This is a genomic window from Bariatricus sp. HCP28S3_A4, from assembly GCF_052066395.1.
Taxonomy (GTDB): Bacteria; Bacillota; Clostridia; order Lachnospirales; family Lachnospiraceae; genus Allocoprococcus.
The window spans coordinates 22,981-45,317 of the sequence record NZ_JBQHSE010000005.1; the positions used below are offsets into that span (position 1 = coordinate 22,981).

Annotated in this window: 23 protein-coding genes; 22 read left to right on the forward strand and 1 reads right to left on the reverse strand. The window is 45.2% G+C overall.

Features of this window, described 5'->3' with window-relative positions; genetic code table 11:
• Window position 1 precedes the first annotated feature (1 nt).
• From ACTNBF_RS03950 to ACTNBF_RS03965, 4 genes are read left to right on the forward strand one after another with little or no spacing between them, the layout of a single operon-like run.
• Window positions 2-898, forward strand: coding sequence for a mechanosensitive ion channel family protein (locus ACTNBF_RS03950; RefSeq protein ID WP_427820524.1), 897 nt, complete (start codon window positions 2-4; stop codon window positions 896-898).
• Window positions 899-958: 60 nt separating this feature from the next.
• The gene (gene rsmD, locus ACTNBF_RS03955; protein WP_427806582.1) at window positions 959-1,525 is read left to right on the forward strand and encodes a 16S rRNA (guanine(966)-N(2))-methyltransferase RsmD; all 567 of its coding nucleotides are present in this window, start codon (window positions 959-961) and stop codon (window positions 1,523-1,525) included.
• Window positions 1,519-1,995 (forward strand): pantetheine-phosphate adenylyltransferase, encoded by a 477-nt coding sequence (coaD, locus tag ACTNBF_RS03960; RefSeq protein ID WP_427806583.1) that lies wholly within the window; start codon window positions 1,519-1,521, stop codon window positions 1,993-1,995. The genes rsmD and coaD overlap by 7 nt, the downstream gene beginning before the upstream one ends.
• A gap of 30 nt (window positions 1,996-2,025) precedes the next feature.
• Entirely contained in the window at window positions 2,026-2,622 is a 597-nt protein-coding gene (locus tag ACTNBF_RS03965) for an ATPase (protein WP_427806584.1), read from the forward strand.
• 21 nt (window positions 2,623-2,643) lie between these two features.
• Here ACTNBF_RS03965 and ACTNBF_RS03970 read toward each other — a convergent pair whose 3' ends face one another.
• A complete protein-coding gene (locus tag ACTNBF_RS03970) occupies window positions 2,644-3,582 on the reverse strand; it encodes a nucleoside recognition domain-containing protein (RefSeq protein ID WP_441088800.1) in 939 nt (312 codons plus the stop codon).
• 137 nt (window positions 3,583-3,719) lie between these two features.
• Between ACTNBF_RS03970 and ACTNBF_RS03975 the strand changes: the two genes are divergently transcribed.
• From ACTNBF_RS03975 to ACTNBF_RS04060, 18 genes are all read left to right on the forward strand, one after another.
• Window positions 3,720-4,520 (forward strand): M23 family metallopeptidase, encoded by an 801-nt coding sequence (locus ACTNBF_RS03975; RefSeq protein ID WP_441088801.1) that lies wholly within the window; start codon window positions 3,720-3,722, stop codon window positions 4,518-4,520.
• A 38-nt stretch (window positions 4,521-4,558) separates the two neighbouring features.
• Window positions 4,559-5,950: an RsmF rRNA methyltransferase first C-terminal domain-containing protein gene (locus ACTNBF_RS03980; protein WP_441088824.1), complete on the forward strand. Its 1,392-nt coding sequence runs from the start codon at window positions 4,559-4,561 to the stop codon at window positions 5,948-5,950.
• The gene (locus tag ACTNBF_RS03985) at window positions 5,947-6,651 is read left to right on the forward strand and encodes a pseudouridine synthase (protein ID WP_441088802.1); all 705 of its coding nucleotides are present in this window, start codon (window positions 5,947-5,949) and stop codon (window positions 6,649-6,651) included. The genes ACTNBF_RS03980 and ACTNBF_RS03985 overlap by 4 nt, the downstream gene beginning before the upstream one ends.
• Complete coding sequence (locus ACTNBF_RS03990; RefSeq protein WP_441017082.1) at window positions 6,645-7,313, forward strand: HAD family hydrolase; 669 nt, start codon at window positions 6,645-6,647, stop codon at window positions 7,311-7,313. Before ACTNBF_RS03985 ends, ACTNBF_RS03990 begins: the two co-directional genes overlap by 7 nt.
• On the forward strand, window positions 7,314-9,227 hold the full coding sequence (locus ACTNBF_RS03995; protein ID WP_441049104.1) for a YgiQ family radical SAM protein: 1,914 nt from the start codon (window positions 7,314-7,316) through the stop codon (window positions 9,225-9,227). It begins immediately after the preceding gene.
• A 4-nt stretch (window positions 9,228-9,231) separates the two neighbouring features.
• Window positions 9,232-9,996: an SDR family NAD(P)-dependent oxidoreductase gene (locus tag ACTNBF_RS04000; RefSeq protein WP_427806591.1), complete on the forward strand. Its 765-nt coding sequence runs from the start codon at window positions 9,232-9,234 to the stop codon at window positions 9,994-9,996.
• 44 nt (window positions 9,997-10,040) lie between these two features.
• Window positions 10,041-10,616, forward strand: coding sequence for a hypothetical protein (locus tag ACTNBF_RS04005; protein WP_427806592.1), 576 nt, complete (start codon window positions 10,041-10,043; stop codon window positions 10,614-10,616).
• Window positions 10,617-10,628: 12 nt separating this feature from the next.
• On the forward strand, window positions 10,629-11,660 hold the full coding sequence (locus tag ACTNBF_RS04010) for an RluA family pseudouridine synthase (RefSeq protein ID WP_441024755.1): 1,032 nt from the start codon (window positions 10,629-10,631) through the stop codon (window positions 11,658-11,660).
• Window positions 11,618-12,160, forward strand: a complete 543-nt coding sequence (locus tag ACTNBF_RS04015) for a Holliday junction resolvase RecU (RefSeq protein WP_441088803.1) — start codon at window positions 11,618-11,620, stop codon at window positions 12,158-12,160. The genes ACTNBF_RS04010 and ACTNBF_RS04015 overlap by 43 nt, the downstream gene beginning before the upstream one ends.
• Before the next feature lie 136 nt (window positions 12,161-12,296).
• Window positions 12,297-13,544: an ATP phosphoribosyltransferase regulatory subunit gene (hisZ, locus tag ACTNBF_RS04020; protein ID WP_441024758.1), complete on the forward strand. Its 1,248-nt coding sequence runs from the start codon at window positions 12,297-12,299 to the stop codon at window positions 13,542-13,544.
• Between the two features lie 11 nt (window positions 13,545-13,555).
• The gene (gene hisG / locus ACTNBF_RS04025; RefSeq protein WP_427806597.1) at window positions 13,556-14,203 is read left to right on the forward strand and encodes an ATP phosphoribosyltransferase; all 648 of its coding nucleotides are present in this window, start codon (window positions 13,556-13,558) and stop codon (window positions 14,201-14,203) included.
• Window positions 14,204-14,206: 3 nt separating this feature from the next.
• Window positions 14,207-15,508, forward strand: coding sequence for a histidinol dehydrogenase (hisD, locus tag ACTNBF_RS04030; RefSeq protein WP_427806598.1), 1,302 nt, complete (start codon window positions 14,207-14,209; stop codon window positions 15,506-15,508).
• Window positions 15,509-15,511: 3 nt separating this feature from the next.
• On the forward strand, window positions 15,512-16,102 hold the full coding sequence (hisB, locus tag ACTNBF_RS04035) for an imidazoleglycerol-phosphate dehydratase HisB (RefSeq protein ID WP_427820534.1): 591 nt from the start codon (window positions 15,512-15,514) through the stop codon (window positions 16,100-16,102).
• A 25-nt stretch (window positions 16,103-16,127) separates the two neighbouring features.
• Window positions 16,128-17,411, forward strand: coding sequence for a bifunctional phosphoribosyl-AMP cyclohydrolase/phosphoribosyl-ATP diphosphatase HisIE (gene hisIE, locus ACTNBF_RS04040; RefSeq protein WP_441088804.1), 1,284 nt, complete (start codon window positions 16,128-16,130; stop codon window positions 17,409-17,411).
• Between the two features lie 142 nt (window positions 17,412-17,553).
• Window positions 17,554-17,871 (forward strand): hypothetical protein, encoded by a 318-nt coding sequence (locus tag ACTNBF_RS04045; protein ID WP_441024760.1) that lies wholly within the window; start codon window positions 17,554-17,556, stop codon window positions 17,869-17,871.
• A gap of 109 nt (window positions 17,872-17,980) precedes the next feature.
• Complete coding sequence (locus ACTNBF_RS04050) at window positions 17,981-18,685, forward strand: TraX family protein (RefSeq protein WP_441088805.1); 705 nt, start codon at window positions 17,981-17,983, stop codon at window positions 18,683-18,685.
• Window positions 18,686-19,773: 1,088 nt separating this feature from the next.
• The gene (locus tag ACTNBF_RS04055) at window positions 19,774-21,639 is read left to right on the forward strand and encodes a TIGR03960 family B12-binding radical SAM protein (protein WP_441088806.1); all 1,866 of its coding nucleotides are present in this window, start codon (window positions 19,774-19,776) and stop codon (window positions 21,637-21,639) included.
• Window positions 21,623-22,336 (forward strand): TIGR03936 family radical SAM-associated protein, encoded by a 714-nt coding sequence (locus ACTNBF_RS04060; protein WP_441028512.1) that lies wholly within the window; start codon window positions 21,623-21,625, stop codon window positions 22,334-22,336. The genes ACTNBF_RS04055 and ACTNBF_RS04060 overlap by 17 nt, the downstream gene beginning before the upstream one ends.
• The last annotated feature ends 1 nt before the right edge of the window (window position 22,337 follow it).

Sequence of the window (22,337 nt, forward strand, 5' to 3'; positions counted from 1 at the left end):
CATGCAGTTACGTAATCCTGTTTTATTTCTTGCCGAATCGACGGATCTTACAGTAAACGCAGAAGAAGCGGTTGAAAAAATCAGTACATTTAACAAAATACTTGAGACAAAAGGACCGGAAGTCCTTTCATTCGCGATCCGTGTGCTTCTGGTCCTTGTCTTCTTTTATATCGGGCATCGCCTGATTGGCTGGGTAAGGAAGATCGTCCGTGGCTCCATGAAACGCGGTAATATTGATACCGGTGCATGCCAGTTCGTGGATTCCCTGTTGAAATTCGGGCTCCATATTCTTCTGGTTCTGTATCTGGCTAATGAACTGGGCATCGAATCCACATCCACAGCAGCTATTATTGCCTCCGGTGGTATGGCAGTCAGCCTTGCACTGCAGGGAAGTCTCTCCAATCTTGCAGGCGGAATGCTGATTCTCCTTTTGAAACCGTTCGTAGTCGGGGATTATATTATGGAGGACAGTCACGGCAACGAAGGAACGGTGAAGGAAATACAGATTTTTTATACAAAGCTTTCAACGGTGGACAATAAAACGATCGTCATTCCGAACGGTACACTTGCAAATACCAGTCTGACCAATTTTTCCGACAAAGAATATCTCAAACTGGATCTACGGGTAGACATTTCCTATGATTCTGACTTGCGTAAAGCGAAAGCGCTCCTTTACGACATTCTGGATAAGGACGAAGATGTTGATAAAGAAAGGGAACACATTGTATTCGTACATGATCTGGGAGAGAGTTCTGTCGTATTAGGAGTGCGTGCATTCGTGAAGACGGAAAAATACTGGCCGACGCGATGGCGACTGCTGGAAACGATCAAACTGACCCTGGATGAGAACGGTATTGAAATTCCGTTTGCACAATTAAAAGTACATATGGATAAATAGTTTGACAGCTTTTGTGTGAGAGATTATAATAAACGGGAAATTTAACAGGGAGAAGATACGATGAGAGTGATAGCAGGGAAAGCACGGCGTATACAACTGAAGACGATTGAAGGGATGGATACCCGTCCGACTACGGACCGGATCAAGGAGACTCTTTTCAATATGATTTCACATGGGCTTTGCGACTGCACCTTTCTTGATCTTTTTGCAGGCAGCGGTGCAATCGGTATCGAAGCTCTGAGCCGTGGTGCAGAAAAAGCGGTATTTGTAGAGAAGAACCCCCGTGCGGCAGCGTGTATCAGGGAAAACCTGGAACGGACGAAGCTTTCCGGTCAGGCTGAAGTGATTATAAGTGATGCGCTAGGAGCACTTCGAAAATTGGAAGGGAAGAAAAGATTTGACTATGTATTTATGGATCCGCCGTACAATCATCTGTTGGAAAAGCAGATGCTCGAATATCTGGCTGATTCTTCACTGCTTGCTTACGACGCACTGATTATCGTAGAAGCATCTCTTGAAACGGATTTTTCCTATCTCGAGGGGCTTGGTTTCTCTTTGATTAAACGAAAAGAATACAAAACAAATGCACATGTTTTTGTGCAGCGCAAAGGAGAAGACCAATGTTAAGAGCAATCTATCCCGGTAGTTTTGATCCGGTTACCTTCGGGCACCTCGATATCATGACAAGAGCCTGTAATATTGTGGACGAACTGATTATCGGTGTGCTGCGGAATAAAGCAAAAATGCCGTTGTTTTCTGTAGAAGAACGTGTTAAAATGTTAGAAGAAGTAACTTGTAATCTACCGAACGTCAGAATTATTCCTTTTGAAGGACTGCTTGTCGATTTCGCAAAGGAGTTGGATGCGAAAGTTGTCATTCGAGGACTTCGTGCGATCACAGACTTTGAATACGAACTGCAGATGGCTCAGACGAACCAGAAGCTGCAGTCAGATATAGAGACATTATTTCTCACCACCAGCCTGGATTATTCATATCTGAGCTCAACAACTGTAAAAGAAGTGGCAGCCTTTGGCGGAGATATTTCTCAATTTGTGCCGGAAGCTGTAGCTGACAGAATGAAAGATAAAATGCCGTAAATCCAAACGGCAAGAAGGAGAGTGTAAATTATGAGCAGCCGTATTGAACAGATTATTGAAGAAATTGAAGAGTACATCGACAGTTGTAAATTTCAGCCCTTATCTACAACTAAAATTATTGTAAATAAGGATCAGATGGATGAACTTCTTCGCGAACTCCGTATGAAAACTCCGGATGAGATCAAGCGCTATCAGAAGATTATCGCAAACAAAGATGCGATCCTTGCCGATGCCCAGTCTAAAGCAGAAAGCATGATCGAGGAAGCGCAGATCCACACCAACGAGCTTGTAAGTGAACATGAGATCATGCAGCAGGCATATTCTCAGGCAAATGAGATCGTAATGGCGGCCACAGAGCAGGCTCAGCAGATCCTGGATAATGCAACGAACGATGCAAACGATATCCGCATCGGTGCGATGCAGTATGCGGATGATCTTCTTGCAAATGCCGAAAGCATCATTGGTCATACGCTGGACAGTTATACGACGAAGTATGACGGACTTGTGAATTCTCTGCAAGAATGCTACGATGTTGTACGTAACAACCGCGCAGAACTTGAAATACCGGATAAATCTGCGCGAGGACTTGAAGCAGAATTCGGTACAGAAGAATTACCGGAAGAATAATAAGGGGAGCACGGCAATTCATCAACGATACAATGTCACAAAGGCAAAAGATAAAAGGCTGGTTACCAAAGCGGTAATCAGCTTTTCTGTTATGTAGCGTGCCATGGAGAAATCGGTTTTCGCAGTCATACATCTGGTCTGAAATACAGCACAGATTCCACCAAAAGAAATAAGTGCCATCATAAGAGCATACCGGATTGGAAAGAAAAACCGGCTATTTGCCAGCATGCTGATACCGGCTGTGATTTCTATAGAGGGAAGAATCAAATTGCACCAGATCAAATTTCTGCAAGGAATCTCCTTGAGCAATGCAAGCGCAATGGAGCAGACGATGATATATCCGCCTATTTTCACAATTCCTTCACAGCTCTCTGTAATACAGTCATCAAGAAGTTCCAACATCGTTTCCGGCTTCGATGAGAGATCCGCCATAATTTTGGATGCTCTCGGGGTACTGGTTCTACCGTAAAAGTTGCGAAAAATGAAACTGCAGATTACCGAGGATGAGACCAGAATCATAAGACTTATCAAAGCCAGATCTTTTCGCTTCAGCGTTTGCATGCATACATAGCTAATGACGAACATCGGACTGGTATTGTTACAAAAAGACAACAGATATTCACCTTCTTTTTCGGAAATATATCCGGATTTCACAAGACTTACGGAGGTTCTTGCACCCATTGGATATCCGCAGAAAAAGCCGGTCAGAACGGCAAGAGAAGAAGCCGGCGATATCTGAAATAATGCACCGGTTACCGGATGCAAAAGAGAAGATATTGCTTCCAGAGCACTGCTTCCTGTAAGCAGACCGGTGATAACCATGAACGGAAACAAGGTGGGAAGAACCGTTCGAAACCATAGAAGAAGCCCCTCTCTGGCACCTGCAAATACTACTCCCGGGAAAGTAAGCATCAGGACAAAAAGTGTGATCAGGAATGATGTGTTGAGATTATGCTTCATAAAACCTCAAAATACAAAATCTTTTCTTCACAATATACGGGACAATATCACAGTTTATTCCATTTCCGGATCCAGTGAAAATAACATAAGATTTCGCTATTACGCATAGATTCATAAAAAAACGGAGATGCGTCTGGATGCGTAAAAACAAATCCGGCCTTTTCCTTCTGTATCTACTGGGTGCTGCCTTTCTTGTTATGATTCTTAACACAAATCTGAAGATGAAGGCACGTCTGACAAAACTGAATGATACGACGATATTTTCGGATGAATTCCGCTCTCATGAAATCGGTGAGGAGAATCTCAAGATACTGAAAGAGATGCAGCCGGAGGACCGGGGAACATCCGCAGCGCTGATGATGCTGGGGGGATTTGAAAACGGGGAAGAAAAGCTGTGGACCTCCAGGCCTGCCTGGAGAGCGTACAGGGACGCCTGCTGTGCAATCTGGAATGAAGCAATTTATTTTCCGGTGCCGAACTCAACTGTACATGAGGAATATCAGGTCCATTTTACGGATTCCTGGATGAACGAACGCACCTATGGTGGGAAACGAGAACATGAGGGTACTGATCTTATGGCCTCGAAAGATGTACCCGGTCTGTATCCGGTTGTCAGTATTTCGGACGGCACTGTTATGAATAAAGGCTGGCTGGAAAGGGGCGGATACCGTATCGGAATTCTGTCTGCTCAAGGCGGCTATTATTATTATGCACATCTGGATTCCTATGCGGATCTGGAGGAAGGAGACACTGTTTGTGCGGGAGATCTCATCGGATTTATGGGAAATACTGGTTATGGGGAAGAAGGGACAAAAGGAATGTTTCCGACGCATCTCCATATCGGTATCTATTTATATCCTGGCGAAAATGAGATCAGTGTGAATCCGTACTGGATTTTACGAACATTGGAAGAGAAAAAACTTTCCTGTTCATTCTAACTATGTTATACTTAAACGATATGGAGGAAAGATTCATGATACAATTGCCAGAAAGATTTGAAGAAAAGATGCAGTGCCTTCTGGGCTCTGAATTTGAGGAATATATCCGCTGTTACGAGGAGCCGCGTTATTATGGGCTTCGGGTTAATACACGAAAGATCTCTGTGGAGGACTTCCTAAAAATTGCACCATTTCCGCTGACACCGATCCCGTGGATTGAAAATGGATTTTATTATGACGGGGAGCAGGTCGCGCCGGCGAAACACCCCTACTATTTTGCAGGGCTGTATTATCTGCAGGAGCCCAGCGCGATGACACCGGCCAATCGGCTTCCTGTATCACCGGGAGAACGTGTGCTGGATGTATGTGCAGCCCCCGGCGGAAAAGCAACGGAACTTGGAGCAAAGCTTATGGGAGAAGGGGTACTGGTTGCCAATGATATCAGCAGTTCCCGTGCAAAGGGGCTTCTTAAGAATCTGGAAGTATTCGGCATCGGGAACATGCTAGTCCTCAGTGAAGAACCGGGTAAGCTGGAGAACTATTTTACCGGATATTTTGACAAGATTCTTATCGATGCTCCCTGCTCGGGAGAAGGGATGTTCCGCAAGGACAGGAAGATGGTAAAAGCCTGGGAAGAACATGACCCATCCTTTTTTGCGAAACTCCAGCGAAGCATCATCACCCAGTCTGCACGCATGCTGAAGCCGGGAGGCATGATGCTGTATTCAACATGTACCTTCGATCCGGAAGAGAATGAAGGTACGATCATGCATCTTTTGAAGGAATATCCGGAATTTGAAATTCTTGAGATGAAAGGATATGAGGGCTTTGCAGAAGGAATCCCATCGGCAATAGACGGAGGAATTCCCAAACTGACGAAAACCGTACGCATTTTCCCGCACCGCATGAGAGGCGAGGGGCATTTCCTGGCACTTCTGCAAAAAGGACAGGCGGATACAGAACATGATGCCGATCATTATCCTTCCGCAAAGGGGGGCAGGAAAATTCCGGAAGAGCTTTCTGAATTTTTTGCGGATGTCGCATGGGATCTGAAGCCGGAACGCCTTGATATCCGCAATGAACGGGTTTATTACATGCCGGAGGATCTGCCTGATCTAAAGGGAATCCGTTTTCTGAGAAGCGGCCTTCTGCTTGGAGAACTAAAGAAAAAGCGTTTTGAGCCAAGCCAGGCGCTTGCCATGAATCTTTCGATGGAATCATATGCCCATACCTTGGATCTAAAAGCGGAAGATACACGTGTACAGCGTTATCTGAAAGGTGAGACCATCGACGTAGATGATCTTGTTTCTTCCCGGGCAAAGGGATGGCATCTTGTCTGTGTGGACGGATATCCGCTTGGATGGGGCAAGCTTGCAGGAGGAACACTGAAGAATAAATATCTGCCAGGATGGAGGAATCAGTCTGCATGATCCGGTTAGACAAATACCTTGCCGACATGGATATGGGTACACGAAGTGAGATTAAGAAAGCAATTCGTCAGGGAATGGTAAAAGTCGATGACGTGACGGTGAAAAAACCGGAACTGAAGGTTGATGCCGATACGCAGAAAATCGCGGTGAACGGAAAAGAAGTTGTGTATCGCCGGATGGAATATTACATGATGAACAAACCGGCCGGAGTGGTCTCTGCGACAAAAGATCCAAAAGAGAAAACCGTGCTTGATCTGTTCAAAGGACAGCGGAGAAAGGATCTCTTTCCCGTAGGAAGACTGGACAAGGATACGGTAGGACTGCTTCTTGTCACCAACGACGGGGAACTGTCGCATCGCCTCCTGGCGCCCGGAAAACATGTCGATAAGATTTATTATGCAAAAATAGACGGAGAAGTTAATTCTGAAGATGCAGATGCATTTGCACAGGGAATAGATATAGGAGACGAGAAGCTGACCCTTCCGGCCAGACTTGAGATCCTGACTTCCGGGAAAGAATCCGAGATCCGTCTTACTATTCAGGAAGGACGTTTTCATCAGATCAAAAGAATGTTCGAAGCTCGGGGCAAGAAGGTGATCTATCTGCGGCGAGAGTCCATGGGAACACTTGTACTGGATCCACAGCTCAGAGAAGGAGAGTATCGTCCATTGACCGAGGAGGAACTGAAGAAGTTATGTTAGAAGAAATGGAAGCCGTGATCTTTGACCTGGACGGAACATTGGTCGATTCCATGTGGGTCTGGGTCGAAATCGACAAAGAATATATTGAGAAATACGATCTTCGTGCGCCGGAGGATTTTTACGAACAGATGGAAGGGAAAAGTTTTACAGAGACAGCACAGTATTATCTGGATGTCTTTCCCGAACTTCCGCGCACGATCGAGGAAATAAAACAGGAATGGTATGAGATGGCACTGCATAAATATACGCATGAAGTCAGGCTGAAAGACGGTGCAAAGGAGTTCCTGCATGGAATCCACAAAAACCGGATCCGTACCGCCATAGCGACCAGCAATGACCGGAAACTGGTTCTGGCCACACTGAATGCTCTGGGAATCCAGAATGATATTGATGTAATCTGCACATCCTGTGAAGTGAAGAAGGGCAAACCGGCCCCGGACGTGTATCTGGCTGCTGCAAATAATCTTGGCATTGCGCCGGAGAAATGCCTGGTGTTTGAAGATGTACCGATGGGCATCCTTGCCGGGAAAAATGCCGGTATGAAGGTGTGTGCTGTAGAAGATGCATTTTCCAGCTGGCAGGAAGAAAAGAAACGGCAGCTTGCCGATTATTATATTCACAGCTATCATGATATAAAAAATCAAACATTCGAGGTATTATAAATGAGTCAGGGATTTTTACCAATTAACAGAAAGGAAATGCAGGACAGAGGATGGGATCAGGTTGATTTTGTCTATGTGTGCGGAGACGCTTACGTGGATCATCCCTCATTTGGTCATGCCATCATTACAAGGCTTCTGGAATCACACGGATACCGGGTTGCAATCCTGTCACAGCCGGACTGGAAAACGCCGGACAGCATTTGCGAATTCGGGGAACCGCGTCTGGCCTTTCTGGTTTCTGCGGGAAATATGGATTCCATGGTCAATCATTATACCGTTTCAAAGAAAAGGCGCCATCAGGATTCCTACACTCCCGGAGGCGTGATGGGAAAACGTCCCGATTATGCCGCTGTGGTTTATGGGAATCTGATCCGCCAGCGTTATAAAAAGACTCCGATTATTTTAGGGGGAATCGAAGCAAGCCTTCGAAGACTTGCCCACTACGATTACTGGTCAGACCGTCTGAAACGCTCCATCCTTCTGGATTCCGGAGCAGATCTGATTTCCTATGGAATGGGGGAACGCTCGATCATTGAGATTGCAGAGGCACTGGATGCCGGACTCGATGTCAAAGATCTGACCTATCTTGACGGAACTGTCTGCAAAGTGAAGAGTCTGGACAGCATTTATGATGCAGTCATGCTGGAATCCTACGAAGCAATGAAAGAAGACAAGCTTCTCTATGCCAAGAGTTTCTACACCCAGTATCAGAATACGGATCCCTATTCCGGCAAACGTCTGGTGGAACCTTATTCTGACCATCTTTATGTGGTTCAGAATCCACCGGCGAAACCACTTACCCAGCAGGAAATGGATGATGTGTACAGCCTTCCCTATATGAGAACGTATCATCCGTCCTATGAAAAATTCGGAGGAGTACCGGCGATCAGTGAAGTGAAATTCAGCCTGATCAGCAACAGAGGCTGTTTCGGCGGCTGCAATTTCTGCGCACTGACTTTCCATCAGGGTCGTATCATTCAGACAAGAAGCCATGAATCTTTAATTGAAGAAGCAAAGGGATTTACAGAAGACCCGGATTTCAAAGGCTACATTCACGATGTAGGTGGACCAACTGCAAATTTCCGTGCACCCGCCTGCAAGAAGCAATTAAAATACGGCGCCTGTCCGAACAAACAGTGTCTGTTCCCGGCCCCTTGTAAAAACCTGATTGCCGATCATACAGACTATACGGCTCTGTTAAGGAAATTAAGAGAACTGCCGAAGGTGAAAAAAGTTTTCATTCGTTCTGGAATCCGGTTTGATTATCTTCTGGCGGATCCGGACGACACGTTCTTCCGGGAACTCTGTCAATATCATGTCAGCGGCCAGCTGAAAGTCGCACCGGAACACGTATCGGATGATGTTTTGAAGATGATGGGCAAGCCGGAACATGCCGTATATGAAAAATTCACAAAAAAATATGAGAAGCTGAATCAGAAAATGGGATTGAAGCAGTATCTGGTTCCCTATCTGATGTCTTCGCACCCAGGATCTACACTTAAAGATGCAGTATGTCTTGCAGAATATCTGAGAGATCTTGGGTATATGCCCGAACAAGTACAGGATTTCTATCCGACACCGTCCACGATTTCTACATGCATGTACTATACTGGTGTAGACCCGCGTACCATGAAGCCGGTCTATGTGCCAAAGAATCCGCATGAAAAAGCGATGCAGCGGGCATTGATCCAGTATCGTAACCCTCAGAATTACGATCTGGTCATGGAAGCACTGAAGAAGACAGGACGTATGGATCTGGTCGGATTCGGAGAAAAATGTCTGATTCGTCCCAGAAAACTGCGTTCTGAAAAACAGAATACAGAATCAAAGAAAAAGAAAGATTCAAAGAAAAATACGGATATGAAAAAGAAAACCGTTCCCACAAAGAAATCAAACGTAAGAAAGAAGAGGTGATACGATGAAGATAGCAATTGTAACCGGAGCATCTTCCGGGCTCGGCCGTGAATTTGTCAGACAGATTACACGTCTCTATAAGAATCTGGATGAGATCTGGGTGGTTGCGCGAAGAGCCGAAAGGCTGGAAGAACTGAAAGAAAAGCTCCCAGTGTATATCCGTGTCTTTGCAGGAGATATGGAAGAGGATCTAATTTACAAGCAGGTGCTGAACCGCCTGGAAAATCAGAATCCGGATGTCCGAATGCTGGTAAATGCAGCCGGATTCGGGAAAATGGGAACGATCGAAGAGATTGCAGCCGAAGATAAAAAACTGCAGCTCCGCATGATCGATCTGAATTGCCGAGGACTTACCGAGATGACTCTGACTTGCCTTCCTTACATGTCAAAAGGGAGCCGGATCATAAATGTGGCCAGTGCTGCTGCGTTCTGCCCACAGAGCGGATTCGCGGTATATGCAGCCACAAAAGCCTATGTACTCAGCTTTTCCAAAGGGCTTGGTGCCGAAGTCAGAAAGAAAGGAATTATTGTCACAGCTGTCTGTCCGGGACCGGTAGATACCGAATTCTTTGATGTAGCAGGGACCAATAACAGTCTGATGAAAAAAAAGGTTCTCAGTGATGCACCTTCCGTAGTGAGAAAGGCTCTTATCGATGCCAGAAACCGCAAATCTATGTCTGTCTACGGAATCCCGATGAAAGCGGCACAGGCTGCGGCCAAGCTGCTTCCGGATCACATGATTCTGGCAGCGATGGAAAAACTCGGATAACTTCACAATGAATCAATGATATAAAAAGTAAGGCGGGATAACAAATGAAAATACATAAGGGAGAAGCAGGATATCTGAAAAAAAGAAAAGTTCAGCTTATGATCGAGCTGATTCTGGAGGCATCTCTGATCGGAGGGCTTCTTATTGCCGGATATCTTCTGAACCATACAAGACTGAATATATTTACACTGGTAGCCATCCTTGCATGCTTACCGGCATGCAGAGCACTGGTCAATCTGATCATGCTCCTTCCGCACCATTCCATGGATGAGGCGACAGAGCTTGAGATTTCCGGTGTGACGGAATACCTGACGATGCTCTATGACCTGGTCATCACCAGTGAACGAAAAGCGATGCCGGTTGATGCAATTGCCATTTCAGGTAAAACGATCTGTGGATATGCCCGAAACAAAAAGGTCGATACGAATTACTGCGCAAGGCATATCAAGTCCATACTTGCACAGAATAAAATTGAGAAAGTAACCGTTAAGATTTTCCATGATTATGTTGCTTTTCTTAGCAGAGCTGAAGGAATGAATAACATTGCCGCAGTTGAACGCGCAGATCAGCAGCGTCTGGAAGATGATATCAAGCAGATTATAATGGATATTTCTCTGTAGAAGGAGACCGTCATGCAGAAAATCATCGTTTCACCAAACGAGGCCGGACAACGTCTTGACAAATTACTGGCCAAACACTTAAGCGAAGCTCCAAAAAGCTTTTTCTATAAAATGCTTCGGAAGAAAAATATTAAATTAAATGGAGCAAGAGCTCAGGGAAATGAAAAACTGAAAGCCGGAGATGAGATCACACTCTTTCTTGCGGAAGAAACCATACAAAAATTTTCAGGCAAAAAAGAGACGATTCAGAATGAATTTCTGCGTCTGAAAGAGCAAAAAACTCCATTTCAGGTTCTGTACGAGGATTCAGAGGTTCTTCTTGTCGACAAACCTTCCGGGATGCTTTCTCAGAAAGCAAAACCACAGGATATTTCACTCAACGAATATGTGATTGCGTATATGCTCAAAAGCGGATCGCTCTCCTTAAAAGAACTAAAAAGCTTTAAGCCCGGTATCTGTAACCGTCTAGATCGGAATACAAGCGGCCTGGTCGCTGCGGGAAAGACACTTCGCGCTTTGCAGCAGCTTGGGGAAATGTTTCGCTTAAGAACGATGAAAAAGTACTATCTTACCATTGTAAACGGTGAACTTACCAAAGAAACACATATCCACGGATGGCTGGTGAAAGACGAACAGACCAATAAGGTAAGAATCAGTCAGACAGAAGAACCCCGGATGCAGGAAATTGAGACGGCTTATCGTCCCCTTGCCTCAAACGGCAGACAGACACTTCTTGAAGTACATTTGATCACCGGAAGGACCCATCAGATCCGTGCACACCTTGCATCTATCGGGCATGCAGTGATTGGAGACTATAAATACGGTTCGTTCGGAGTCAATTCTTATTTCAAAAAGAGCTATCACTTAGAAGCACAACTCCTTCATGCATGGAAGATGGAGTTCCCGATCTGCGATGGAGCCCTTTCGGGATTATCCGGCAAAACAGTGACTGCTCCGATTCCTGAAATGATGGAACAGATTATAAAAGGAGAACATCTGGCATGGCAACCTGGAATTCAAGAGGACTGCGCGGTTCAACGCTAGAAGATTTTATTAACCGTACCAATGAACGCTATCTGGATCAGGGCCTTGCCCTGATCCAGAAGATCCCGACCCCGATCACACCTGTCCGGATGGACAAGGAAAACCGCCATATTACACTGGCGTATTTCGATCAGAGGAGTACCGTGGATTATATCGGAGCCGTCCAGGGAATTCCCGTCTGTTTCGATGCGAAAGAATGTAATACAGATACCTTTCCGCTTCACAACATCCATGATCATCAGGTCACATTTATGGAAAATTTTGAGAAACAGGACGGCATTTCGTTTATTATCATTTATTACAGTGCACGGAACGAACTCTATTATATGCGCTTTCAGGAACTGAGACGATTCTGGATGCGCGGACAGGAGGGCGGGCGAAAAAGCGTGAGACTGGAAGAACTGGATCCATCTTTTTTCATGCAGTTAAAAGGCGGGATCTATGTACCGTATCTTGACATGATACAAAAAGACCTGGATTTGCGGGAAGATACACCTTGACAATTATCAGGAAAGTACTTATAATACAACAAGGCTTTATTTAGCATGGTAGCATACTAAAGTGAATATTCACACAATGCCTGTTGCATTTCTGAAGAGAGAATAAAATCAGAATCTAAAAAGGAGTTATCAATTTATGAAGCAGTTATTACATACCCCGGAAGGCGTAAGAGATATTTATAAGGATGAGTGTGCCAGAAAGCTTGCACTGACAAACCGTCTCCATAAAGTACTCCATTTATACGGATATCACGATATTCAGACACCGACTTTTGAATTTTTTGACGTATTCCGCAAAGAGATCGGAACGATACCTTCCAGGGAATTATATAAATTTTTTGACCGGGAGGGGAACACACTTGTTCTGAGGCCGGATATGACACCACAGATTGCCCGTGTTGCGGCGACGCTTCTCGGGGAACATGAATTCCCGGCTCGTCTGTGCTATGTCGGAAATACTTTTATCAACCATTCCAGCTATCGGGGAAGACTGCGTGAGACGACCCAGCTCGGAGCCGAATTTCTCGGACTTGATAATGTGGATGCCGATGCAGAGATGCTGGCACTGGTTGTTGACTGTCTGAAGAAGGCAGGGCTGGAGGAATTCCAGATCAACGTCGGCAACGTGGATTTCTATCAGAGTCTGATGGAGGATGCACAGGTAGACGAAGAGACCGAACAACGCCTTCGTGAGCTGATCGCTAACCGGAACTATTTCGGAATGGATGAACTGCTCCAGGAGGCGGAAGTAAAGAAAAGCTCACGCGAAGCATTTTCAGCTCTTCCCGAACTTCTGGGCGGTGTGGAGATCCTTGAACAGGCGAAACGGATCGCTCCGAATTCGAAAGCACTCAAAGCAGTCAAACGTCTGGAAGCCATTTATGAAGTATTGAAAGCTTACAATGTATCCGACTATATCAGTTTTGACCTGAGTATGTGCGGAACATACGGATACTATACCGGAATCATTTTCCGGGGCTATACCTTCGGAACGGGCGATGCCATTGTAAAGGGCGGACGTTACGACCAGCTGGTGGAAAAGTTCGGAAGAACCATGCCTTCCATCGGATTTGCAATCGTGATCGATGATCTGATGAACGCACTGCAGCGCCAGAAGATCCGGATCCCTCATGGTCAGAAGAATACGCTCATCATTTACGATGAAGGACGGCAGAAAGATGCTGTACTGCTGGCGCGCGAATTCCGAAGCAAAGATAAAAACACAGAATTACTGATGAAAGAAGAGGACCGTTCGGTCGAGTTCTATATCGACTACGGTAAACGAACGCTTGCTGGAGGACTTTTGTATCTTCAAAATACCAGTCAGATACGAATGTTCAATCTTCAGACCGGTGAACAGAAAATTATAAAAAGTAGGGATTAACGATGAAGGACATGAGATATTTAACATTTGCCCTCTGTAAGGGACGACTTGCAAGACAGACGCTGGAACTGTTAGAGCAGATGGGAATTACCTGTGACGAGATGAAGGATAAAGATTCCCGGAAACTGATTTTTGTAAACGAAGAACTGAAACTGAAATTCTTTTTATCAAAAGGGCCGGATGTGCCAACCTATGTAGAATATGGTGCGGCAGATATCGGTGTTGTCGGAAAGGACACCATTCTGGAAGCCGGCAGAAAAGTGCATGAAGTACTGGATCTCGGATTCGGGAAATGCCGGATGTGTGTGTGCGGTCCTGCCGAAGCCAGATCTTGCCTGGATAACCACGAACTGATCCGGGTTGCAACGAAATACCCGGCGATTGCAAAGGACTATTTCTACAACACCCGACATCAGACTGTGGAGATCATCAAGCTCAACGGTTCTATTGAACTGGCACCAATCGTCGGACTTTCCGAAGTAATCGTTGACATCGTGGAAACCGGATCTACTCTGCGTGAAAACGGTCTGACGGTGTTGGAAGAGGTTTGTCCGCTTTCTGCGCGTATGATCGTCAATCCGGTCAGTATGCGTCTGGAGAACAAACGAATCAAAGAACTTCTGATGAATATGCGTACGATTTTGAAAGGAGAAGAATAGACGATGAGAATACAAAAGCTGAATAAAGATACGAAACAGAATCTTCTTGAGGATCTTCTGAAAAGAAGTCCGAACAGCTATGGACAGTATGAAGCAAGCGTACAGTCCATTCTGAACGAAGTGAAAGAGAAAAAAGACGAAGCTGTGTTTGCTTTTACCAGAAAATTCGACGGAGCTGAGATTTCAGCGGACAACATTCTGGTGACCGAAGCAGAGATCGAAGAGGCCTATCAGGAAGTGGATGCTTCCCTGCTGGATGTGATCCGCAAAGCCCGTAACAACATTGAAAATTTCCATGCAAAACAGCGTCAGAACAGCTGGTTCGACAGCAAACCGGATGGAACCATCCTTGGACAGAAAGTCACACCGCTTCAGAGAGTCGGAGTCTATGTACCGGGCGGAAAAGCAGTCTACCCGTCTTCCGTACTTATGAACGTCATGCCTGCAAAGGTTGCCGGTGTGGATGAGATCATTATGGTTACACCACCAGGTAAAGAAGGAAAGATCAGTCCCAATACGCTGGTTGCGGCAAAAGAAGCAGGAGTCGATAAAATCTATAAAGTAGGCGGGGCACAGGCAATCGGAGCCCTTGCGTACGGAACGGAATCCATTCCAAAAGTAGATAAGATCGTGGGCCCGGGAAATATTTATGTGGCACTTGCAAAGAAGGCGGTCTATGGACATGTAAGCATCGATTCCATCGCCGGCCCAAGCGAGATTCTGGTGATTGCCGATGAAACTGCAAATCCAAGATATGTAGCCGCAGACCTGTTGTCTCAGGCGGAACATGATGAACTGGCTTCTGCGATCCTGGTTACTACAAGCGAGGAACTTGCAAAAGCTGTTTCCAACGAAGTGGACGGATTCCTGAAAGTTCTTTCCCGGTCTGAGATCATTGCAAAATCTCTCGACAACTATGGTTATATTCTGATTGCAGATACGATGGATGATGTGATCGATGTGGCAAATGAGATCGCTTCCGAACATTTGGAGATCCAGACTAAGAATCCATTTGAAGTGATGACTAAGATTCGTAATGCGGGAGCGATTTTCATCGGAGAATACGCAAGCGAACCTCTTGGAGATTATTTTGCGGGGCCGAACCATATCCTGCCGACCAACGGAACGGCCAAATTCTTCTCACCGCTCTCCGTAGACGATTTTGTGAAGAAGTCCAGTATTATTTCTTACTCCAAAGATGCCCTTTCCAGGGTTCACAAAGATATCGAAGCCTTTGCAAAAGCAGAACAGCTTACCGCACATGCCAATTCCGTACATGTTCGTTTTGAAAATGAGGAGGAATAGAATATGCCGGATCGAAGTGCAATAGTTGAAAGAATTACAAAAGAAACACAGATTACCGTCGAGCTGAATCTGGACGGACAGGGTATGACTGATATTTCCACCGGAATCGGTTTCTTCGATCATATGCTTTCCGGTTTTGCCCGTCACGGACTTTTCGACTTGAAAGTCAAAGTAAACGGGGACCTTGATGTGGATTGTCATCATACCATTGAAGATACCGGAATTGTGCTCGGACAGGCGATTCAGAAAGCCCTTGGTGAGAAAAAAGGTATCAAACGCTATGGGCATTTTCTGCTTCCGATGGATGAGACCCTGGCTCTGTGCGCCATTGACCTGTCCGGCAGACCTTATCTGAATTATGATGCGTCCTTTACTACCGAGCGGATCGGAGAGATGGATACAGAGATGATACGTGAATTCTTCTATGCCGTTTCCTACAGTGCAGCCATGAACCTCCATTTGAAAATACTGGATGGCATCAACAATCATCACATGGCCGAAGCTTTATTCAAAGCATTTGGAAAAGCACTGGATATGGCTGTCATGGAAGAACCCCGGATGAAAGATGTATGGTCAACGAAGGGGACCTTATAAGAAACGACGAAAAAAGGAGTACAACATGAGTTATAAAAGATTAATTCCCTGTATTTTCATCAATAAAGGGAAAGCTGTAAAATGGTTTGACAATATGGAAATCGTATCCGATGATGTAGTAGCCCTGGCGAAGGAGTACAACGATCACGGTGCGGATGAACTTCTTGTGTTCGACCTTTCCAACTCCGATGACGATCACGACGAGTCCATCGATCTGATGAAAAAAATCAACCGTGTTATCCAGATCCCGATGGTTGCAGGGGGAAATATCAGACGACAGGAAGATGTAAAGAAAATTCTCTATGCAGGTGCCAAACGCGCCATACTGAATTTCTCCAAACCGGATGCCGGAAAACTGATGGAAGAGGTTTCCAAACGTTTTGGAAAAGATAAAATCGCAGTGTCTTTAAATGATTTTGATGCACTTTTTAAACAGCAGCATACCATTCAAAACTACAGCAGCGAGATCATTTTCATGCACAGACTGGATCTGGATTCGGTCATGAATATCACGGATATACCATGTGTTGTGGTTACCGATACACTGGAAGAACCGGAGCTTCTTAAAATTCTGAAATGTCCGGGTGTCAAGGGACTCTCCGGACGCTATGTAAGCCAGAAAGGAATGGATTTCACCGCCTATAAGGAAACTTGCGCTAAGGAAGGAATTCGAATGACATCCTTCGAAAGCAAGATGGATTTCTCCGAATTCAAACTAAATTCGGATGGACTGCTTCCGGTTATCGTACAGCACTATAAGACATCTGAAGTATTGATGTTGGCATATATGAATCAGGAGGCGTTTGAACAAACTGTCAAATCCGGAAGGATGACCTATTTCAGCCGCAGCCGTCAATGCCTCTGGACGAAAGGAGAGACCTCCGGTCATTTCCAGTATGTTAAATCCCTCACCATTGACTGTGACAAGGATACCTTACTCGCAAAGGTGGATCAGGTAGGCGTAGCCTGCCATACCGGCAATCCGACCTGTTTCTTCCAGCCGGTGGTGGGCAACGATTACGACGAGACCAACCCGCTTCAGGTATTTGAAAGTGTTTACCAGACGATTCAGGATCGGAAAATACATCCAAAAGAAGGTTCTTACACGAATTATCTTTTCGATAAGGGAATCGATAAGATCCTGAAAAAAGTAGGAGAGGAAGCAACCGAGATCGTGATTGCGGCCAAGAATCCGAATCCGGAAGAGATCAAGTACGAGATCTCCGATTTCCTTTATCATGCAATGGTTCTTATGGTAGAACGCGGTGTAACCTGGGACGATATCGTAAGGGAACTTGCGGACAGATAAAGAGAAAAACGTGTCTCAATGTCCCCACTAAAACCGAACTCATAGAAACCGACAGCCCGGCATATATTTTCTTAAGATATATGCCGGCTTATTTTTTTGCACGAAAAAGCATGCCTACCCTGATTGAAAGGAGCGATCCATCATGCCAAATACCCAAAAGCAAAGAGAAGAACTATTGCGTGCGGCCAGGGAAATGGGAATGAGCGGGAGTACTCCGGCTGTCCATCCCCGCTACCGTGCACTTTACCACAGCCTTTATGGCGAAGAATCCGTACATACGCCGTCCGGAACACTGGGAGCCCGGATTCTGCTGAGTCTGATCCTTTTTGCAGTTTTCCTATCCGCGGACTACAGCAACCAGCACATATGGAAATTCTCCCAGACGGAGATTATGGAAGAAATTCAGGCACAGCCGGATTACAGAAGCTATGTCAATCAATTTCTGGATCTGCTTCCCTGAAATGGAATCAAAACCGGATTTAAAAACCAGCGTATGAATTGACTTTTTGGCTGTAAGAATTTATAGTATACACCAGAAATAAAAAAGGAGTCATATGAATAAAATGCTGATGATGAAAAAAAGAACTTATCATGGAGCGGATCTAAAGCTCTGGGCTATGTGGTCCATGCTGATAGACCATGCCGGTGCGGTACTGATTGAAAATACTTCCCTTTATCAGATTACCGGCTTTCGTATGCTGGCCGTAGCTTGCCGGCTGATCGGGCGGATCTCTTTTCCGCTCATCTGTTTCCTGCTGATCGAAGGGTTTTGCCACACCGAAGACCGCAGAAAATATCTGATGCGTATGGGCTGCTTTACCCTGATTTCCGAAATCCCGTTCGATTTAGCCTTTTTCGGCAAATTAGATCTGCAAAGGCAGAATGTGTTCTTTACCCTTTTTACCGGAATCCTGCTGCTTTACGCGCTTGAGAAGGCGGAAACACTGGAGCATTCGCCTCTGATACGCAGTTTCATGATGGCAGCAGCCATCCTGGCGGGATGCGCGGCAGCCACGGCGGGCCGGTTTGATTATTCCTATATGGGGATCCTTCTGATCGCAGCCTTGTATTTGTTCCGGAAGGATCGTAAAAAACAGTGTATTGCCGGAGCTGTTCTCTCACTTTATGAATTAACGGCCGCTCTCGCATTCATTCTTGTCGGGAAATATAACGGTGAAAAGGGTGACGGCCGGCTTCCAAGAAATTGGTTTTATATATTTTATCCACTTCATTTACTGGTTCTGTCTGCAATTGTCTTTTTGTTAAAGATGTGATTCTTAAAAAAAATGATTCATTCTGTTTCATCTGGAGTTTTTTTACTCGATATGTTATACTGAATGATGTTACTAGCAGAGAATTAAGTGAAATATTACATTTAAGTGTGACAGGAATTAATATGTTAGTTTCGGAGATAAATGCAGAAATAGGAAATTATGCGGAAATAATAAATACTATGTCTAATTTATCTATATATTATAAGAGGGAAAATAATCTTACAACTTTAGTGCATATCATATGTAGGAATTCAAATGTACTATTGTGCATGAAATTTTACATTACAAATAAAAATAATCGCTCTTTCTCTGATTTTTATGACCAGTATTTTCTTAGTCCTGCAAATGAATTGCATTATCGTTCTGGAAAAAAAAATTTGAAGATCTGATAAAATATCATACGAAAGAAAACGGAAATAAGAAAATCATCTCAATCACTGTGGAAAAGGGGAAGAGAGAAATTCAGGCAATTGATGATGCTCTTTTTGAATATGAAGAAGTTATTTTCAATGATTTCCTTAATTCAATGATTTGTCATAGTTGATTGTTAGGATTAAAGCTTGCAAGCTAAATGCATAGGACATTTAGTTTGCAGGCTTTTCTCTTTTTCTGTGGTTTTACTTTATTTATTCTGAGAATTCATTGGAAAACAAGCGTGCTATAATTTCTGTAGTAATTGTTTGGTGTGGAAACTACAATAAGTAGGGATGGGATGCATATTCCGCAAGAACTGCGCATCCGTTCCGGAGGAACGGAGCGCCATTCCGCTTCAAACAATGTTTCCATATTTTTGAATCTCCTTAACACCGCTTTCAATGGTCGGATAAGAGGTATCCGCTGCGGATGCAGGCAGAGCCAGGCTAATTTACAGGTGACAGTGTGTCCGTGGATTTATTGGGTTTAAAGAAAGAAGAGACAGGGGGAATGCTCCCTGGCCACTTACTTATAATTTAGTGATAGAATATTGTTTTTTTAAGCTAACTATTTTGTATATATTGATGTTTTGACATAAAAGAAACTTTATAGTACAATTTATTCTGACGTTGACTTTACGATTGTTAAATTGCGTAATTTGAGGTATATAATTTATGAAAAAGCTAGCATTAAGCGATGATATTTTATTAAAAGTAGATAAACCTGCCAGATACATCGGCAACGAAGTCAATTCTACAATCAAAGATCCCGAAAAAGTGGACATCCGCTTTGCCTTCTGCTTCCCTGAGGTCTACGAAATTGGAATGTCCCACCTCGGACTCCAGATCCTTTATGACATGTTCAATCGCCGTGATGACGTCTGGTGTGAGCGTGTCTTTTCGCCGTGGGTGGATCTGGACAAGATCATGCGTGAGGAACATATTCCGCTTTTCGCATTGGAATCTCAGGATCCTGTGAAAAAGTTCGATTTCCTTGGCTTCACACTCCAGTTTGAGATGTGCTATACGAACATTTTACAGGTGCTGGATCTTTCCGGGATCCCGCTTCACAGCAGTGATCGTACTCTGGATGATCCTTTTGTTATCGGAGGAGGCCCTTGTGCCTATAATCCGGAGCCGCTTGCAGATTTCTTCGACATGTTCTACATCGGAGAAGGAGAAGTGGTATATGACGAACTTTTTGATGCATATAAAAAATGGAAGGATTCCGGCAAAGACCGGACTGCATTTCTGGAGATGGCTGCGGAGATTGAGGGAATCTATGTGCCTTCTTTCTATCGTGCCGATTACAATCCGGATGGAACGATTGCAGCATTTACACCGGTAAATGTGCATGCGAAAGAAAAGATACGCCGCCAGGCCTTAGCGGATATGAGTACAACGACCTACCCTCTGAAGCCGATCGTACCATTTATCAAGGTGACACAGGATCGGGCGGTTCTTGAAATTCAGAGAGGCTGTATCCGTGGATGCCGTTTCTGTCAGGCGGGAATGGTGTATCGGCCGACGAGACCGCGGGATATCAATATGCTGAAGGAGACCGCAAGAGCGATGCTCCGGAATACGGGACATGAAGAAATTACTTTAAGTTCGTTGAGTTCCAGTGATTACAATGAATTAGAAGAGATCGTGAATTTTCTGATCGATGAATTTCACGGGCAGGGTGTAAATATTTCCCTTCCTTCGCTTCGAATTGATGCTTTTTCTCTGGACGTCATGAGCAAGATCCAGGATATCCGTAAGAGCAGTCTTACGTTTGCCCCGGAAGCCGGTACGCAGCGGATGCGAAATGTGATCAATAAAGGTCTTACGGAAGAAGAAATTCTGGAAGGAGCGGGACAGGCCTTTGAAGGCGGCTGGAATAAGGTGAAGCTTTATTTCATGCTGGGGCTGCCCACCGAGACAGAGGAAGATATGGAAGGAATCGCGGTCCTTTCTGATAAAGTTGCCCGCAGATATTACGAGATTCCGAAGGAACAGCGCAATGGGAAATGCCAGATCACGGCCAGCAGTTCGTTCTTTGTACCAAAGCCGTTTTCTCCGCTTCAGTGGGCTCAGATGTGTCCTGCCGACGAATATGTTCGCCGAGCTGGAATCGTTCAGGAAGCGATGCGCAACCAGCTGAACCGGAAAAGCCTGCGCTATAACTGGCACACGGCTGAGCTCACGGTGCTGGAAGGCGTATTTGCCCGCGGGGACCGGAAGATGGGCACGGTTCTGGAAGAGGCCTACCGTCTTGGATGTATTTACGATTCCTGGAATGAACATTTCCGCTATGATCTGTGGATGCAGGCGTTTGAAAATACAGGAATCGATCCGGATTTCTACAATCTGCGTAAACGGGAAGCGGACGAGATCTTCCCATGGGATTTTATCGATTGTGGCGTGACCAAGTCCTTCCTCAGAAAAGAGTGGGAGAGAGCCATGAACGGGGAAGTGACCCCGAACTGCCGCAGACAGTGTTCCGGCTGCGGCGCTGCAAGCTATGGAGGAGGTGTCTGCTATGAAGGCAAGAATTAAATTCCGCAAAAACGGTGTCATGAAATTCATCGGACATCTGGACATTATGCGCTATTTTCAGAAAGCGATCCGCCGTGCACAGATACCGATCGCATTTACCGGAGGCTACAGTCCGCATATGATCATGTCCTTTGCAAATCCGCTCGGCGTCGGTCTTACAAGTGACGGAGAATACTTTGACATCGAGCTCACTGAACCGATCGCCAGCAAAGAAGCCATCCGCCGTCTGAATGAGCAGATGGTAGAAGGTATGGAAGTGACCGGCTTTGTGGAAATTCCGGATGACAAGAAAAGCAAAGGGATGACGATCGTTGCCGGGGCAGACTACCTTTCAATAGTAAAAAAAGGCGTTCTTCCGGAAGGATGGCAGAAGCATCTCGAACACTTTTATGCGCAGGATGAAATCTTTATCCTTAAAACAACAAAGAAAAGCGAAAAGGAAGTCAACATACGTCCCGTCATTTATGATCTTCATCCTCAGGGTGAAGGAATCTACATGCGGGTTGCGGCCGGAAGTGTGCAGAATCTGAAACCGGAACCTGTTCTGGAAGCCTTCCTTGAATATATGAATATGCTCGGTGAAGAAACGGATGGGATTGAATTTGCCCATCATCGGCTGGAAACGCTGGCCAATACCGGAAGTGAAGAATATCCGGACTTTGTGCCGCTTTCTGCTCTTGGAACGGAGATTATCTGAC